This is a genomic window from Dehalococcoidia bacterium (genome assembly GCA_030648205.1).
GTDB lineage: Bacteria > Chloroflexota > Dehalococcoidia > JAUSIH01 > JAUSIH01 > JAUSIH01.
Genome location: JAUSIH010000011.1, coordinates 1 through 16,210 on the forward strand (window position 1 = coordinate 1; position 16,210 = coordinate 16,210).

General features: G+C 64.4%; 16 protein-coding genes. 15 read left to right on the forward strand and 1 reads right to left on the reverse strand.

Annotated elements, in window-relative coordinates; all coding sequences use genetic code 11:
• Nucleotides 1–512, reverse strand: a 512-nt coding sequence (locus Q7T26_01205; GenBank protein ID MDO8530776.1) for an Lrp/AsnC family transcriptional regulator, incomplete at its 3' end; no start/stop codon positions are given.
• 392 nt (nucleotides 513–904) lie between these two features.
• Between Q7T26_01205 and Q7T26_01210 the strand changes: the two genes are divergently transcribed.
• From Q7T26_01210 to pstB, 15 genes are all read left to right on the forward strand, one after another.
• On the forward strand, nucleotides 905–1,201 hold the full coding sequence (locus Q7T26_01210; GenBank protein ID MDO8530777.1) for a hypothetical protein: 297 nt from the start codon (nucleotides 905–907) through the stop codon (nucleotides 1,199–1,201).
• Nucleotides 1,202–1,234: 33 nt separating this feature from the next.
• Nucleotides 1,235–1,462 carry a hypothetical protein gene (locus Q7T26_01215; protein ID MDO8530778.1) on the forward strand — a complete coding sequence of 76 codons (228 nt, stop codon included), beginning with the start codon at nucleotides 1,235–1,237 and terminating at the stop codon, nucleotides 1,460–1,462.
• A gap of 37 nt (nucleotides 1,463–1,499) precedes the next feature.
• Complete coding sequence (locus Q7T26_01220; protein ID MDO8530779.1) at nucleotides 1,500–2,549, forward strand: hypothetical protein; 1,050 nt, start codon at nucleotides 1,500–1,502, stop codon at nucleotides 2,547–2,549.
• Between the two features lie 478 nt (nucleotides 2,550–3,027).
• On the forward strand, nucleotides 3,028–5,031 hold the full coding sequence (gene nosZ / locus Q7T26_01225; GenBank protein MDO8530780.1) for a Sec-dependent nitrous-oxide reductase: 2,004 nt from the start codon (nucleotides 3,028–3,030) through the stop codon (nucleotides 5,029–5,031).
• An 84-nt stretch (nucleotides 5,032–5,115) separates the two neighbouring features.
• Complete coding sequence (locus Q7T26_01230) at nucleotides 5,116–5,787, forward strand: cytochrome C (GenBank protein ID MDO8530781.1); 672 nt, start codon at nucleotides 5,116–5,118, stop codon at nucleotides 5,785–5,787.
• 3 nt (nucleotides 5,788–5,790) lie between these two features.
• Nucleotides 5,791–8,046: a nitrous oxide reductase family maturation protein NosD gene (gene nosD / locus Q7T26_01235; GenBank protein ID MDO8530782.1), complete on the forward strand. Its 2,256-nt coding sequence runs from the start codon at nucleotides 5,791–5,793 to the stop codon at nucleotides 8,044–8,046.
• Nucleotides 8,037–8,867, forward strand: a complete 831-nt coding sequence (locus tag Q7T26_01240) for an ABC transporter permease (protein ID MDO8530783.1) — start codon at nucleotides 8,037–8,039, stop codon at nucleotides 8,865–8,867. Before nosD ends, Q7T26_01240 begins: the two co-directional genes overlap by 10 nt.
• On the forward strand, nucleotides 8,864–9,328 hold the full coding sequence (locus Q7T26_01245) for a nitrous oxide reductase accessory protein NosL (protein MDO8530784.1): 465 nt from the start codon (nucleotides 8,864–8,866) through the stop codon (nucleotides 9,326–9,328). The genes Q7T26_01240 and Q7T26_01245 overlap by 4 nt, the downstream gene beginning before the upstream one ends.
• Before the next feature lie 62 nt (nucleotides 9,329–9,390).
• Entirely contained in the window at nucleotides 9,391–9,756 is a 366-nt protein-coding gene (locus Q7T26_01250; protein MDO8530785.1) for a cytochrome c, read from the forward strand.
• A gap of 77 nt (nucleotides 9,757–9,833) precedes the next feature.
• Complete coding sequence (locus Q7T26_01255; GenBank protein ID MDO8530786.1) at nucleotides 9,834–10,538, forward strand: response regulator transcription factor; 705 nt, start codon at nucleotides 9,834–9,836, stop codon at nucleotides 10,536–10,538.
• 19 nt (nucleotides 10,539–10,557) lie between these two features.
• Nucleotides 10,558–12,321 (forward strand): ATP-binding protein, encoded by a 1,764-nt coding sequence (locus Q7T26_01260; protein MDO8530787.1) that lies wholly within the window; start codon nucleotides 10,558–10,560, stop codon nucleotides 12,319–12,321.
• A 151-nt stretch (nucleotides 12,322–12,472) separates the two neighbouring features.
• Nucleotides 12,473–13,537: a PstS family phosphate ABC transporter substrate-binding protein gene (locus Q7T26_01265; protein MDO8530788.1), complete on the forward strand. Its 1,065-nt coding sequence runs from the start codon at nucleotides 12,473–12,475 to the stop codon at nucleotides 13,535–13,537.
• 105 nt (nucleotides 13,538–13,642) lie between these two features.
• The gene (gene pstC, locus Q7T26_01270) at nucleotides 13,643–14,605 is read left to right on the forward strand and encodes a phosphate ABC transporter permease subunit PstC (GenBank protein MDO8530789.1); all 963 of its coding nucleotides are present in this window, start codon (nucleotides 13,643–13,645) and stop codon (nucleotides 14,603–14,605) included.
• Nucleotides 14,606–15,490 carry a phosphate ABC transporter permease PstA gene (gene pstA, locus Q7T26_01275; GenBank protein MDO8530790.1) on the forward strand — a complete coding sequence of 295 codons (885 nt, stop codon included), beginning with the start codon at nucleotides 14,606–14,608 and terminating at the stop codon, nucleotides 15,488–15,490.
• A gap of 5 nt (nucleotides 15,491–15,495) precedes the next feature.
• Nucleotides 15,496–16,210, forward strand: a 715-nt coding sequence (gene pstB / locus Q7T26_01280) for a phosphate ABC transporter ATP-binding protein PstB (GenBank protein MDO8530791.1), incomplete at its 3' end; no start/stop codon positions are given.

Here is a 16,210-nt window from a genome sequence, read left to right on the forward strand (position 1 = left end):
CTAATCCAGCCGAAGGTCCGCTTCTTGGTCTCCAGGTTGACGAAGGTCTCGCTGTGGACGATTCCCGGGATGCTGGCGAGACGGGTCTTGATGAAGTTGTTCAGCTCCTCGGCGGAGGGCAGCATCACGCGGATGAAGATGTCATACGTGCCCGTGGTGAAGGCGACGAAGTGGACATCGTTCATCTTGGCAAGCGTCGTGGATACCGCATCGAGTTTGCTGAGGTCCACCTGAAGGCCGATGAGTGCGAGGGCGTTGAAGCCGAGTTTGGGAGGATTGGGCACCGCCGTGACACGGATGACATCCTCCTCAAGAAGGCGCTTGATGCGTCGCCGGACGGTTCCTTCGCTCACGTCCAAGTGCCGGGCGATCTCGGCGTTGGACTCCCGTCCGTCCACCTGCAGTCGCATCATGATCGCGCGGTCAAGTTCGTTGGGGATGGCTGCGCGCCTGCGCGTCCGGGTCTTCCGGCGCAGGGCAGGGGATTTCGTCGGCGCGGGTGCTGTTGCCACCCGGCTCCGAGTACGCGTACGCATACGCCGTCGCGGCATTTGTCGTCCTCCTTGACGTAGTCCGTCGGGCACTATCTCCTGAAAGTTTACCACAGAAGTCCCATTGTCTCCAGGGAGCAATTACGTGATATCTATAATGTTCATATTGTGTTTGTTACCGTGCTATATCACGTAGCATAATATCATGATGCGCACTATTCCGTCAATTAGGCTGTGTGTACCGCATCCAAAAAGCGTTGCGGCGCCCGCCGCTTTTCGCCAGGCTGACGAGGGTGGAATCGCTGCGCCGTCCCGCTGTAGCGCGGTCAGTCTCCTGCTTGACTTGGATGGTCGGAGTGACTATCGTGTGAACCATAGCTCGGCCCGCTCATTTTGACGCTTGAGGAGGACGGATGGAAACGAAACGGCAACTGGTCGTTCTCATGCCTTACGGAGAAGAGCCAGCGTCAAGCCAGAAGAAGCTGGCGCCGCGCCTGGACACTGTGCGCGGCAAGACCATCGGCATTATCAACAACACGTGGAATTGCATGAATGTCGCCACGGACGAACTCCGCCGCCTTCTGGTGAGCGAGTACGGCGCCGCGGAGGTTATCGAAAAGCAGACGCCCGCGACCATTCCGCTGCGCGCCGTCGACATGGATGATCTGGCGAAGCGTGCGGACGCGGTGATCTGCGGCATTGGCAACTGAGGCTCGTGCACGGCGTGGTGTATCCACGATAGCATGGAATTAGAGGCGCGGGGCGTCCCCACCGTCACTCTGGCCACCCAGTACTTCGAGGTGCTGGCCAGGATGACCGCCAAGGGCAAGCGTCTGCCCGATCTGCCTCTGACGGTTCTGCCGCACCCGCTCAACCCTTTGCCTGACGCCCAGATCCGCGAGGCCGTGCGGAAACAGGCGTCGCACATGGTGGAGGCGTTGACCAAGGTCAAGCAGCCTATCAAGGTCTAAGGTCAGGTTGGCCTGTATTTGATAAAGGAGACAGCCGATGCCCGGGCAACCGTTTACATCCACGCGCCAGACCTTGGACGATGACCTGGATGGTGTTTTCGACTTCTTCTACGACAAGGGCTATACCGACGGTTTGCCCATTGTTCCACCCACGGAAGAAAGGGTGGCGCGCATGGTGGCCTCTGCCGGTCGCAACGCCGGTGAGAACATCGGGCGCATCCCACCCGCCAACGGGCAGGCCACTATTGAAAAGATAGCCGTCAATGCGGTCATGGCGGGCTGCCGCCCGGAGTACATAGGTGTCCTGATCGCCGCGGTGGAAGCCATCACCGAACCGCAATACCTGCTTCAGTCCATCCAGCCCACCACGAATCCCATGACTCCCGCCTTCGTCATCAACGGGCCGGTGCGCAAGGCCCTGAATATCAACTGTGGCGCGGGGGTGATGGGCCCCGGCTGGCGCGCCAACGCCACCATAGGCCGGGCGGTCCGGCTGCTGCTGCTGAACATCGGCGGCGCCATCCCCGGCGAGGTGGACAAGTGCACGCAGGGGTTTGTGGGCAAGTACACCCTGTGCATCGGCGAGAACGAGGAGGAGAGCCCGTGGCCTCCTCTGCACGTGGAGCGTGGCTTCAAGCCGGAGGACAGCACCGTCACCGCCATCACGGTGAACAGCAGCATCAACCTGCACGACAGCAGCCACCGGTGGGAGGACCTGTTGCACTCGCTGACCCTGGGCCTCCTGGACCCCACGTCCAACAACTACCTCCACATTAATGCGGAGGCCCTGGTCGTCCTTAATCCGCTCCATGCCCGCATCCTCTCGGACGCGGGCTATACCAGGGAGAAGCTCCGGGCGCACTTCCACAAGAACGTGCGCATCCCGATTGACTGGCTGTCCGAGCGGCGCCAGCACCTGCGCATGGGCGAGGGCGCCGAGTACTTCCAGATTGACGGCAAGGCGCCCATCGTCTGGCGTCCGGAGGACTTCTTTCTGGTGGTGTCCGGAGGCCTGCAGGGAGGCCATTCCTGCTTCATGCCCGGCGGAATGGGGCGGAGCGTCACCAAGAAGATAGCGGTCGTCTAGCCCGGCAGAGTCGTCGCATCTCTACGGTCGAAACGTCCGCCGAACTCTCGTCGTGTGGCCGCCATTCCCTCTCATCGTCCTTCTGGACGTCGGCGGGATTCCGTCATACCGCGTCCTCTGATCCGCCCGTTCGCCAATCCCTCGTCAGCCTTGAGGTCCCCCGCATTCGGACCTCCTGGAAGTCTGGACGTGCATCGTGCTGCCTGGCGGTGTGCGTAGTAGCTATGTGACAAAAGTCACATACAGCCCTGTAAGCACATACTTAAAATGGGAAACGATACCCGTGGGGTAGCTTGGGATAGGGATACTCCTGGTGCGATTGCATCGTGTGTAGACCAGTCCCGCGGGTCTACGCCTAAAAGTGATGCAATTCACAAATATTTAGAAAAGGAATGCATTCAGGGCGCTGGGCGAGCCTCATGTCGTACAGATGCGTCCAGCAGACCGGGGATGCCGGCGAGAAGGAGAAGGAGGTAGCATGCTCTGGGCAAAGACAAAGGTGGTCCAAGGAGTAGTCGGTGTACTTGCGGTGGCGCTTCTCGTGGGACTGAGCGCCTGCCAGACCGGCGCGTCCGGTCCCTCGGGCGCGGCGCCCGCGGCAGGGCTGTCCGCCAACGCCGCGGACGTCGCCAAGGCGCGGAGCCTGACGCCTGACGATGTCAGCGCCGCCCTGAAGACGTACGTCCCCGGCGGCAAGTATGACGACTACTACATGTTCGCGTCGGGCGGTCAGTCGGGCCAGGTCTTCGTATTCGGCCTGCCGTCCATGCGTCTGCTCAAGACGATTGCCGTGTTCACTCCGGAGTCCTGGCAGGGCTACGGCCAGGGCGAGGAGGACACGATGAAGATCCTGGACGAGGGCAAGTTCAAGAACAACCCCATCCTCTGGGGCGACACGCACCACCCCGCCCTCAGCGAGACCAACGGTCAGTACGACGGCCAGTACCTGTTCATCAACGACAAGGCGAACGGGCGCATCGCGGTTATTGACCTGCGGGATTTCCGGACCAAACAGATCGTCAAGAACCCCGTCATGATCAACAACCATGGCGGCGCGTTCGTGACTCCCAATACGGATTACATTATTGACCCGTCCCAGTACGCCGTGCCCCTGGACTTCCAGTACGCGCCCATCAGCGAGTACAAGGAGAAGTACCGGGGCCTGATCACCTACTGGAAGTTCGACCGCCAGAAGGGGCGCATTGACCCCGCGCAGTCGTTCGCCATTGAAGTCCCGCCGTACTGGCAGGACCTCTGCGACGCGGGCAAGCTGGTCAGTGATGGCTGGGCCTTCTGCGGCTCGTTCAACTCTGAGATGGCGACGGGCGGCATCGAGGAGGGCAAGCCTCCATTCGAGTCCGGCACGGCCCAGCGAGACATGGACTACCTCCACGTCATGAACTGGAAGAAGGCGGAGGAGGTCGTCAAGGCGGGCAAGGCCCAGACCATCAACGGTATGAAGGTCATCCGTTTGCCCACCGCCGTGTCTGAAGGCATCCTGTACCTGGCGCCGGAGCCCAAGAGCCCCCACGGCTCGGACGTGACGCCCAAGGGCGACTACATCGTTGTAGGCGGCAAGCTGGACCCCCACGTTACCATATTCAGCTTCAAGAAGATGCAGGACGCCATCGCCAAGCAGAGCTTTGACCGGGACTCCTTCGGCGTGCCGGTCTTCAAGTTCAACGAGGTTATGGAGGCCCAGGTGGAGCTGGGGCTCGGCCCGCTGCACACCGTGTTTGATGACCAGGGTTACGCCTATACCAGCCTCTTTCTGGACAGCGGCGTGGTCAAGTGGAGCCTGGGCGCGCCCTACCGCACGGAAGGCGGGTGGAAGCGCGTGGAGCACATCCCGACACAGTACAACCTCGGCCACCTGACCGCGGTGGAGGGCGACACGGTCTCGCCCGGCGGCAAGTTCGTGGTGGCGCTCAACAAGTGGTCGGTGGACCGGTTCCTACCGGTGGGGCCGCTGCATCCGCAGAACCTGCAGCTCATTGATATCACTGGCTCCAAGATGCAGGTCCTGTATGACGCGCCCGTTGGCGTCGGCGAGCCGCACTATGCCCAGATCATCAAGGCGGAGCGGCTGAAGCCCTGGAAGGTCTATCCGGAGACGGGCTGGAACGCGCGGGCGCAAGCCAAGGACCCGAATGCGACCACGGCTGGCAAGGAGAAGATCGAGCGGCGCGGCAAGACTGTGGAAATCTGGATGCGCGCCATGCGCAGCAACTTCAACCCGGAGCGCATCACGGTCAAGAAGGGCGACCATGTCATCTGGCACATCACCAGTATCGAGCGGACGGAGGACGCCACGCACGGGTTCGCTCTGCCCGGCTACAACATCAACCTGAGCATTGATCCGGGCGAGACGGTTACCTTCGAGTTCGACGTGACCGAGAGCGGCGTCTTCACCTACTACTGCACGGAGTTCTGCTCCGCGCTGCACTTGGAGATGGCGGGCTACTTCATGGTGGAGCCATAAGGGGAGTATCATGGGAGTGGAGCGTCAGGGGAGGCGCTCCACTCCCGCCTCGGCCAAAGCCTAGCCCGTGTGAGGGGATGGACTATGAATGTGATAGGGAATGCATCTGTCCTGGAGCGGCCCGTTCAGTGCGCTGAGCAACCCAGCGTGTCACGCGAGGCAAAGGTGGGCAAGGCGCTGCATGGTTGGGTTCCCCAGTTCCTGCTGATAGCGGCCGCAGCCCTCATAGGGGCGTCGCTCCTGTTCTCATTCTGGGGGATGAACCTCCGCGCTCCGCAGTATCCCGGCGGCTTGAAGGCGCGGATTTACATCACGCACCTGGCAGGCGACATCCAGGAGTTGAACGGCCTCAATCACTACATTGGCATGATGAATCTGAACCAAGCCGCCGCCCTGGAGCGTTCCCTCGCGGTCTATCTCATTCCGACGTTCGCGCTTCTCACGCTGGCCGCGGCGTTTGTCCGGCTGCGCTGGTGGTGGCTGCTGGCGATTCCCGCGCTGGGGTTGCCGGTGGTGTTCATCGCCGACCTCGGCGCATGGCTGTATTACGCGGGGCATGCGCTGGACCCGCGCGCGCCGCTCAGTTCCAGCATCAAGCCGTTCACGCCGCCCGTGCTCGGCGAAGGGAAGATTGGCCAGTTCACTGTTGTCGCCTTCTTTGAGACGGGGTTCTATCTCGTCCTGGCGGCGTCCAGCCTGATAGTGGCGGCGATAGCGCTGCGGTGGCGCGCCGCGGCGTCCCGCCGCGCGGGGTGAACCATGCTGGTGGCCGTGCTGCTGGCGGCTCTCCTGGGTGGCGCGACGCTTGTCGTATCGCCTCAGGGGCCATACACGTCGCTGGCGGCGGCGCTGGCGGCGGCCCGCCCGGGCGACACCGTCGAGGTGCATGGCGGCAGGTATAGTGGCAACTTCGTCATTGATAAGCCCTTGAGCCTCATCGGCATCGGGTCGCCGGTGCTGGACGGCCAGGGAACGGGGACGGTGGTGCATATCACCGCCCCCGATGTTGTTCTAAGGGGCTTCGTTGTCCGGGGCAGCGGCGAGAACCTGGAGCGCGAGGATGCGGGCATCCTGGTCTCGGCCCCCCGCGTACGCCTCGAAGAGAACCGGTTGGAGGATGTGCTCTTCGGCATTGAGGTGCAGGAAGCGCCGGAGGCGGTCCTGCGAGGCAACACTATTGAGGGAAAGGCCCTGCCGGTAGCCCTGAAGGGTGACGCCATCCGGCTCTGGGCCAGCCCGCGCAGCGTGGTGGAGGACAATACGGTCCGGGGGGCGCGGGACCTGCTTTTCTGGTACTCGGACGGGACGACCATTCGCCGCAACCGCGTGACCGACGGTCGCTACGGCCTCCATCTCATGAAGACCAGCGACACGACGATTGAGGGCAACGCTCTGGAGGACAACTCCGTCGGCGTCTACCTCATGTACGCCCGGAACGTCTCGTTGCTGGGGAACACGCTGGCGCGCAACCGTGGGCCGAGCGGCTTTGGCATTGGCCTGAAGGACACGGAGGACGTGGTTGTCCGGGACAATGTGGTGCTGGACAACCGCGTCGGCGTATATATGGATACGTCGCCCAACGCCACGCACACGTTCCGACGAAATGCGTTTGCATACAACGGCGTGGGCGTTGTGGTATTTCCGGACGTGCAGGGCACCACGTTCAGCGAGAACAGCTTCGTGGACAACCTGGAGCAGGTGTCCATCCGGGGCGGCGGTGACCTCAAGGGCAACGCATGGGCTGCGGCGGGCCGGGGCAATTTCTGGAGCGACTACGTGGGATACGACGGCAACGGCGACGGTCGGGGAGACGTGCCCTATCGGTCCGAGAGGCTGTTCGAGGACCTGATGGACAGCTATCCGCTGCTCCGCCTGTTCATCTTCAGCCCCGCGGCGCAGGCGGTGGACACGGCGGCGCGGGCGTTCCCCCTGGTCCAGCCCCAGCCCAAGGTAGTTGACCCGGCGCCGCTGATGCAGCCGATCCTGCCCGCCCTTCTGGCGGAGACGCCGCCCGCGTCACCGCTGCCGCTGCTCGGAGCGTCCCTGCTGCTGACGGGACTCGCCCTGGGCCTGGTGGGTGCGAGTCGCGGCGGGCTCGGGCGCGGACACGCCGTTCGTCGTGGCGCGCAGGTGCGAGAGGAGGCGCCGGTCGTATCCGTTCGCTCGCTCTCCAAACGCTTTGACGGCGTGCAGGCGCTCACGGACGTCAGCTTTACCGTTGCCGCGGGGGAGGCCGTGGCCCTCTGGGGGGCCAATGGCGCGGGCAAGACCACGGTGCTGAAATGCGTTCTGGGCCTTGTGTCATACCAGGGCTTAATTCAGGTGGGCGCGTGGGACGCCGCGCGTCAGGGCAAGCAGGCGCGGCGGCTGTTGGGCTACGTGCCCCAGGACCCGGCCTTCTATCCCGATATGACCGTGGGGCAGACCGTGGAGCTGTTCCGCCGTCTGCGCAAGGTGGATGCGGGGCGTGGGGCGGATGCGCTCCGTACGGTGGGCCTGGAGGACCAGAGGAACAAGGCGGTACGCGCTCTCTCCGGAGGGATGAAGCAGCGCCTGGCCCTGGCCGTGGCCCTCCTGGGCGACCCGCCGGTGCTGCTGCTGGACGAGCCGACGGCGAATCTGGACACAAGTGGCCGCGAGGCCTTTATCGGCCTGCTGAAGACGCTCAAGTCTGAAGGCAAGACCCTTATTCTTACATCGCACCGCTTCAGCGAGGTGGAGGCCCTGTGTGACAGGGTGGTGGCGCTCAACCAGGGACGCGTGGAGTTCATCGCTGCGCCCCATGACGCGGCGCGGTCGCTGGGATTGCAGACGGAGGTGCGGCTGCGCGTGGACTCTGACGTGGTGGAGCGGGCCGTGGCCCTGCTGCGGGCGGACGGCTTCACAGCGTCGCGCAACGGCCACGGCGTACGTGTGCGGGTGGACGCGCGCCGTAAGCTCGAGCCTCTGCGTATCCTGGAGGGCGCCGGAGTCCCGGTGGAGGACATGGACGTGGGGGACCAGCCATGGACGTGAGCAACGTGGTGATCCTGGCCCGCAAAGAGTTCCGGGATGCCCTGCGGAATCGGTGGTTCCTGTTCTATGCCGCCGCCTTCACCATCCTGGCCCTGGGCCTCTCCTACCTGGCCATGTCCGGTGCGGGGATGGGTGGCCTGGCCGGGTTCGGGCGCACGGCGGCCAGCCTGATTAACCTCGTCCTGCTCATCGTCCCGCTGATGGGCCTGACCGCGGGCGCCACGGGCCTGGCGGCGGAGCGAGAGCGCGGCACGCTCACGACTCTCCTGGCGCAGCCGGTGAGCCGCGCCGAGGTGTTCCTGGGGAAGGCCCTGGGCCTGGCGCTCGCCCTGCTGGCCTCACTCGGCCTCGGCTTTGGCGTGGCCGGAGTGGCCCTGGCCGCGGGCGGCGGCGGAGGCGACGCCACCGCGTACCTGGGACTGGCGGGCATGGCGGTGCTGCTGGCCTTCGCGGCGCTTGCCCTGGGCCTGCTTATCTCCGCGCTGGCGCGCCGCTCCGCGGTGGCCCTGGGCATGGCGGTGGTCCTGTGGCTGGGCATGGTCTTTGTGGGCGAGCTGGGTCTCATGGGCACGGTGGTGGTGATGAAGCTGCGCGCGGGCGAGCTCCTCGCCCTGGCCCTGCTGAACCCGCTGCAGGTGTTCAAGATGGCCGCTGTCCTGGCGCTGCGGGCGACCCCTGAGGTGCTGGGCCCCGCCGGGCTTTACGCGGCGGACGTGATGGGGCAATGGCTCCTGCCCGCGCTCGTTGGCCTCCTGGCCGTATGGGTCGCGCTGCCGATGGCGGCCGCCTACGTGGTCTTCTCCCGCTCGGAAGAGGCATGAGGTCGCTTCTGGCGGCCCTGCTCCCCGCGATGCTGTCTCTCGTCGTGGGGGCGTGCGCCGCATCGTCCGGCGCCGTGCGTCCGCCGGACATCCGCTATGGGCGCAGCGTTTGCGACAGTTGCGGCATGATCATCTCCGACGAGCGGTACGCGTGTGGCTACGTGCTGGCGTCCGGCGAATCGCGCATCTTCGACGATATTGGAGAGATGGCGGCGGAGCTGCGGGAGCGCCGCCCCGCGGGCGCGGCGGTGTTCGTGCATGACTACGAGACGAAGGACTGGATACGGGCGGAGGGCGCCTCTTTCGTGTATAGTGGGGACTTTCGCTCCCCCATGGGCGGGGGCCTCGCGGCCTTCGCCGGCAGGGAGCGGGCCGAGGCGCTGGCGACGCGCTACGCCACGACGGCCATGACTTGGGAGCAGGTCATGGCGCGGGCGGGTACGCCGGTCCCCGGTCACTAGCACGATACTTGGTACGGTGCTCACTGGCATTGAGGCGAGAGCCGCTGCGTGACTTCGCGCGCTTGAAGAGTATTACCGCCCTCGCGCTTGTGGCGTTTGCCCTTGCGCTGGCGGGCTGCGCTGACGGAGACCTGGATGCGTCCAGCCCCGTGAGCGTGGCGCAGGGCCGGCTGGTGTTTAACGGCGCGTGCTCCTCGTGTCACGGTGCGGACGCCCGCGGCATCTCCGGACTGGGCAAAATCCTGGCGCCCAGCCCCTTCGTCCAGAGGCTCACGGACGATGAGCTGCTGGACTTCATCAAGAAGGGCCGAGACATCGGGGATCCCGCCAACACCACGGGCGTGGCCATGCCGCCCAAAGGCGCCAACCCCGCTCTCACGAATTCGCAACTCCGCAGCGTCATCGCCTACCTCCGCTCCCTCCAGTAGCCGTCTTTAGGACATCGTATAATATAGCGTGGTCGCCTATCTTGCCACGTCTCATTGCCCGTGAGGTCGTTTCCAGATTGCAGCAGACGAGTGTCCCCCGTAAGGTCCTGGTGGTCGAGGACGAGGCCAGCCTCCGTGAGGCGCTGCGCTACAACCTGGGCCGGGCTGGCTATACTGTCTTCGCCGTGGGGGACGGCATGGAGGCGCTGGACGTGGCCCGACGCGAGAAGCCGGACGTGATTATTCTGGATATCATGCTCCCCAGCCTGAACGGGCTGGAGGTCTGCCGCCAGCTCCGCAGGGAAATGGCGACGCCCGTCCTGCTGCTCACCGCCCGGGGGACGGAGACGGACAAAGTCGTTGGTCTGGAGACGGGCGCCGACGACTACATGACGAAGCCCTTCAGCCTGCGGGAGCTGCAGGCCCGCGTGCGCGCTCTGCTGCGCCGCGCCGCCACGGGCGGAGCGCCGCCGCTTGGGACCGGCCTGCTGCGCTCTGGCGATCTGGAGGTGGACGAGGCCCGCCACCAGGTCACCCTGGGCGGTGTGCCGGTGTCCCTCAAACCCAAGGAATTTGCGCTTCTGGCTTACTTGGCCCGGAACAAGGGCATTGCCCTCAGCCGCGAGCACATGCTGGAGAAGGTCTGGGGCTACGATTACGAGGGCGACGTCCGCACTGTGGACGTGCACATCCGCTGGCTGCGCGAGAAGCTGGAGACAGACCCCGGGGAACCTCGGCGCATCGTCACCGTCCGGGGCATCGGCTATCGCTTTGACGGATAGCGGCTGGTAGGGATGTAAGATGTTCCGCTCCATTCAGTGGCGTATCGCTTTCTTTTACACGGCGCTCATCGTCGTCTCCATGAGCCTGGTGACGGTGTATCTCCTGAACCTCGTCTGGCAGAATCATCTGGACACGGTCCGCACTCAGTTGGGCGGCGAAGCCCGGCTGATAGCAATCTCCAGTCTTCCTCTTCTGGAGCAGGGCGCCAGCTCGCAGGACGTTGACGCGCTGGCTGATCGGCTGGCGGCGCGTATCGGCGCACGGGTCACGGTCCTGGGGCCGGACGGCAACGTCCTGGGCGACTCGGAAGGGCCGTCGGTGGAAGGCGCCAACCAGGCCGCCCAGCCCGAGGTGCGCGACGCACTGCGGCAGGGCTTTGGCGTGGCCACGCGGGCCGGACCGGATGGCGTCCAGGTCATGCTGGTGGCGGCGTCCATTCAGCGAGATACGCGTGTCCTGGGGGTAGCCCGTGTGGCCTTGCCGCTCACGCAGGTGGAGGAGTCACTTCGGGAGATCATAGCCACGGTCATCTTGGCCGCCATCGTCCTGGTGGCGCTGACGGTGCTGCTGGCTGTTTACATAGCCCGCCGCATAGCGGGGCCCGTTGGACTGATGACGCAGAGCGCCCGGCGGATGGCCGCGGGCGACCTGGACCAGAAGATTTACGTGCCGGCCAGTGGCGAGGTGGGCGAGTTGGCCAAGTCGTTTAACGACATGGCGGCGAGCCTCAAACGCACGATTGACGCCATCAACCTGGAGCGGAGCAAGCTGGAGGTGGTGCTGCAGGATATGGCGGACGGCCTTCTGATGACGGACAGGGAGGGCGTGGTCATCCTGGCGAATCCCGCGGCGGCGCGCATCTTCGGCGGCGACGCCAGGGGGTATATCGGGAAGACGTTCATTGAGGTTGTGCGTGACCATGATCTGAGCAGGCCGCTCCTGGAGTGTCTGAGCAGGGGGCAGCAACAGGTACAGAACGTAGAGTTGGGCGGACTGGAGAAGCGCTACGTCCGCATCATCGTCGCGCCCATCCGCCACGCGGGCTCACCGTATGCGCTGGCGCTCTTCCAGGATGTGACGGAGCTGCGGCGGCTGGAGAACGTGCGGCGGGAGTTTGTGGACAATGCCTCGCACGAGCTGCAGACGCCCCTCGCCTCCATCAAGGCGCTGGTGGAGAGCCTGCAGGAAGGCGGTCTGGATGACCCGGTGGTGGCGCGCGACTTCCTGGCGCGGACCGCCAGCGAGGTGGACAAGCTGACCAGCATGGTGAATGAACTGCTGGAACTCTCTCGTCTGGAGTCAGGGCAGTCCGGACTGGTGATGGCGCCGACGGATCTGGGCGAGGTCGTGCGCGAGGCGGCGCGCAACCTGGAGCCGCAGGCCGAGCGCAAGGGTCTGACGCTGACCGTGGATACCGCATCGGGGCCTCTGACGGTCAAGGCGGACAGACGCCGCCTTATTGAAGCGGTGGCGAATCTGGTGGACAACGCCATCAAGTTCACGCCGGACGGCGGACGCATCCAGGTCTCCGTCCGTCCGGAAGGCGACCGGCTGGAGGTGACTGTGGCCGACACCGGCGTGGGCATCGCCTCCCAGGACCTGCCCCATATCTTCAAGCGCTTTTACAAGGTGGACAGGTCGCGCGCCGGAGAAGGCGTGGGTCTGGGCCTCGCTATCACCAAGCACATCGTCCAGGCCCACAGCGGCACTGTCCGGGTGGAGAGCACCCTGGGCAAAGGCTCCGTCTTTACCGTTACCCTCCCCGTTGCCGGCGTCTGCTAGTCGTTAACAGTCCGTTAAGAACCGCTTCACATACTGTTAATAGGCTATTAAGCTGTCGTTAAGATCTGTCGTCTACCGTGGAAGTGGGCGTACCGCACAGGTGCGTGCCAAGAAGGAGGAACGGTAGATGGACTCAGCAAACAGGAGGCCTATGGCAGGCAAGGTATTCGTCGCGGCGGTGATGGCGGGCATTCTCATGCTCTCGGCATGCACTTCCGCTCTTCAGGCGCCGCAAGCGCCTGCTCCCGCCGCCGGCGCTCAGCCCGTATCCACGGGCAGGGTGGACTATGCCAGGCTCAGCGGAAACATCACGGCGGACGGCTCCAGCACCGTCTTTCCCATCACGGAGGCGGTGGCGGAGGAGTTCGGCAAGCTCACCGGCGGCAAGGTGCGCGTGACGGTGGGTATATCCGGCACGGGCGGCGGGTTCAAGAAGTTCTGCAACGGCGAAACGGACATCCAGGACGCATCCCGGCCTATCAAGGACACCGAGGGAGACGCCTGCGCCAAGAGCGGGATCGAGTACGTTGAGGCCCCCGTGGCCATTGACGGCCTCACCGTCATGGTGAACCCCCAGAACACCTTTGTCACCTGCGTGACGGTGAAGGAGTTGAAGACCCTGTGGGCGCCGGAGGCCCAGGGGAAGATCACCCGCTGGAACCAGGTCCGCCCCGAGTGGCCCAATGAGCCCATACGGCTGTACGGCGCGGGCGCGGACTCCGGCACCTTCGACTATTTCACCGAGGCCATTGTGGGCAAGGCCCAGTCCTCCCGCGGCGACTTCACCGCCAGCGAGGACGACAACGTTCTCGTCCAGGGCATCAGCGGGGACAAGAACGCGCTGGGGTTCTTCGGCTACGCCTACTATGCCGAGAATAAGGGCAAGCTGAAGGCGCTCGCCATTGACGGCGGCAAAGGGTGCGTGGCCCCCACGGAGGAGACCATCAACAACGGTACCTACGCGCCGCTCTCCCGGCCCATCTTCATCTACGTGCGCAGGGAGGCGGCGGCCCGCCCTGAGATCAAGGAGTTCGTCCGCTACTATCTGAGCGACCAGGGCCAGAAGCTGGTCGGGCAGGTCGGCTATATCCCCTTCCCGGCCAAGGTGTACCAGTTGGCCCTGGCGCGGTTCGAGTCGGGAAAGCTGGGTACCCTCTTTGGCGGTAGGACGCCTCAGAAGGGCGCCGTCCAGGACATCCTTGCGGCCAACCAGTAGAACGCGGACACGGCCACACACAGACAACACGGCCCGTCGGCGGCGCGGCACCGGCGGCGGCGCGGCCGCCGGTGCGCGTCCTGGGGCTGGTCGCGCGAGGTAGCGATGCGGAGCGTGGAGACACTGGAGAGCGCAGGGGAGAGCGGTAGGCGGCAGGCCGCGGCTGCCTTTCGCCAGCGGCACCTCTGGAGGAAGCTCCTCTCCGAGCGCCTCATCAAGCTGCTGCTCCTCCTCTTCAGCACGGTGTCCATCGTTACGACGGTGGGTATTGTCTCCATCCTGATATTCGAGACAGTCCTCTTTTTTCAGGAGGTCTCCATTTTCAGGTTTCTCACCGAGACGGAATGGACGCCTCTCTTTGTCCAGAAGCATTTCGGTATCCTGCCGCTGCTGGCTGGCACCTTTCTGACGTCGGTGGGGGCCATGGTCGTGGCGCTGCCGCTGGGGCTTCTCAGCGCCATATATTTGAGCGAATACGCGCCGGACCGCATTCGGCGCGTGCTCAAGCCTGTCCTGGAGGTGCTGGCGGGCATTCCGACCGTGGTGTACGGGTACTTCGCCCTCCTCTTCGTCACGCCCATCCTGCGCTCCATCTACCCTGAGATAGCCGTTTTCAACGCCCTGAGCGCCTCCATTGTGATGGGCATCATGATCCTGCCCATGGTCTCCAGCCTCAGCGAAGACGCCATGCGGGCGGTGCCCCGACATCTCAGGGAGGCCGCCTACGGGCTGGGCGCCACCAAGCTGGAGGTCTCGACGAAGGTGGTCGTCCCCGCAGCGCTCTCCGGGATTGTGGCGGCCTTTATCCTGGCTATGTCCCGCGCGGTGGGCGAGACGATGATCGTCGTCATTGCGGCGGGCCAGAACCCTACACTGACGTTGAACCCCTTTGTTCCCGTTGAGACCATGACGGCGTACATCGTCCAGGTTAGCCTGGGCGATACACCCACGGGCACGCTGGAGTTCAAGACCATCTTCGCCGTGGGCATGACCCTCTTCGTGCTTACCCTGGGGATGAACATCCTCAGCCAGTTCGTTGTGCGACGGTTCCGGGAGGAGTACCAGTAGATGGCCACTATCTCGCACTCCGCTTTTCAGGCGCGGCTGGCGCACAGGAAGCGCCTTGGCCGTATCTTCCAGGCCCTGTGTCTGCTGGCCATTGTGGTGGCCCTGGGTATGCTGGCGGCGCTGCTGGCGGACGTGCTGTGGCGAGGGCTGCCACGATTGAGCTGGGACTTCATTAACAGCTTTCCGTCCCGCTTCCCGGACCAGGCGGGTATCAAGGCTGCGCTCGTGGGCAGCATTTACCTGCTGGCTATCGTGGCGGTCGTCGCCTTCCCCCTGGGCGTGGGCGCGGCCATCTACCTGGAGGAGTACGCAGCCCGGAGCTGGTTCGCCAGTGTGATTCAAACGAACATATCCAACCTGGCTGGCGTGCCTTCCATCATCTATGGTCTGCTGGGGTTGGAGCTTTTTGTGCGCGTGATGGACATGGGCAAGAGCGTCCTGGCGGGCGGGCTGACCCTGGCCCTGCTGGTGCTTCCCGTCATCATCATCGCGGCGGAGGAGGCGATTCGGGCCGTCCCGTCCTCGATTCGGGAGGGAGCGTATGCCCTCGGCGCGACGAGGTGGCAGGCGATATGGCACCTGGTGCTGCCCCAGGCCTTTGCTGGCATTCTCACCGGCGTCATTCTTGCGCTCAGCCGCGCCCTGGGCGAGACGGCGCCGCTGATTGTCATGGGGGCGCTGACCTTTGTCCCCTTTGTCCCGGACGGCCTCGGTAGCCGGTTCACCGTTCTCCCCATCCAGATATTCAACTGGGTGTCCCGCCCCCAGGCGGGCTTTCATGCGACGGCGGCGGCGGGCATCATTGTGCTGCTCGTTCTGCTGCTGACCATGAACGGCGCCGCGATCTTCCTCCGCAACAGGTTCCAGCGCAGGGCCGAAGGATGATCCTTATGGAGAACACCCCGGTCCTCCAAGCGAAAAACCTGAGCTTCTACTACGGGCCCAAGCGGGCGCTGAAGAACGTCACGCTGGATATCCAGCGGGGCAGGATAACAGCGCTCATCGGCCCGTCCGGTTGTGGAAAGAGCACCTTTATCCGCTGCTTCAACCGGATGAATGAGCTTATCTCCGGCACCAGGGCCGTTGGCCAGGTGCTCTTTGAGGGACGAGACCTGTACGCTCCGGGGGTGGACCCGACGGAGATCCGCTACCGCATCGGCATGGTGTTCCAGAAGCCCAACCCGTTTCCCAAGTCCATCTTTGAGAATGTGGCCTTTGGTCCCCGCGTCAACGGCTACCGTGGTAACATGATGGAGTTGGTGGAGCAGACCCTCCAGAAGGCCGCTCTGTGGGACGAGGTCAAAGACAAGCTGTCCCATTCCGCATTCCAGCTCTCCGGCGGGCAGCAGCAGCGCCTCTGCATCGCGCGGGCGCTGGCGGTGCAGCCGGAGGTTATCCTTATGGACGAGCCGTGCAGCGCCCTGGACCCCCTCGCCACGTTGAAAATCGAAGACCTGATGCGCGAGTTGACAAATAACCATACAATTGTCATCGTCACGCACAACATGCAGCAGGCGGCCCGCGTTTCGGACATGACCGCCTTCTTAATGATGGATGAGGACAGGGCCGGGTTCCTGGTCGAGTACGGCGAGACCAAGCAGATAT

What these genes read in the sequence shown, in the direction of transcription:
- Q7T26_01210 (MDO8530777.1), top strand. Translation starts at nt 905, where the DNA reads ATGGAAACGAAACGGCAACTGGTCGTTCTCATGCCTTACGGAGAAGAG.
- Q7T26_01215 (MDO8530778.1), top strand. Translation starts at nt 1,235, where the DNA reads ATGGAATTAGAGGCGCGGGGCGTCCCCACCGTCACTCTGGCCACCCAG.
- Q7T26_01220 (MDO8530779.1), top strand. Translation starts at nt 1,500, where the DNA reads ATGCCCGGGCAACCGTTTACATCCACGCGCCAGACCTTGGACGATGAC.
- nosZ (MDO8530780.1), top strand. Translation starts at nt 3,028, where the DNA reads ATGCTCTGGGCAAAGACAAAGGTGGTCCAAGGAGTAGTCGGTGTACTT.
- Q7T26_01230 (MDO8530781.1), top strand. Translation starts at nt 5,116, where the DNA reads ATGAATGTGATAGGGAATGCATCTGTCCTGGAGCGGCCCGTTCAGTGC.
- nosD (MDO8530782.1), top strand. Translation starts at nt 5,791, where the DNA reads ATGCTGGTGGCCGTGCTGCTGGCGGCTCTCCTGGGTGGCGCGACGCTT.
- Q7T26_01240 (MDO8530783.1), top strand. Translation starts at nt 8,037, where the DNA reads ATGGACGTGAGCAACGTGGTGATCCTGGCCCGCAAAGAGTTCCGGGAT.
- Q7T26_01245 (MDO8530784.1), top strand. Translation starts at nt 8,864, where the DNA reads ATGAGGTCGCTTCTGGCGGCCCTGCTCCCCGCGATGCTGTCTCTCGTC.
- Q7T26_01260 (MDO8530787.1), top strand. Translation starts at nt 10,558, where the DNA reads ATGTTCCGCTCCATTCAGTGGCGTATCGCTTTCTTTTACACGGCGCTC.
- Q7T26_01265 (MDO8530788.1), top strand. Translation starts at nt 12,473, where the DNA reads ATGGCAGGCAAGGTATTCGTCGCGGCGGTGATGGCGGGCATTCTCATG.
- pstC (MDO8530789.1), top strand. Translation starts at nt 13,643, where the DNA reads ATGCGGAGCGTGGAGACACTGGAGAGCGCAGGGGAGAGCGGTAGGCGG.
- pstA (MDO8530790.1), top strand. Translation starts at nt 14,606, where the DNA reads ATGGCCACTATCTCGCACTCCGCTTTTCAGGCGCGGCTGGCGCACAGG.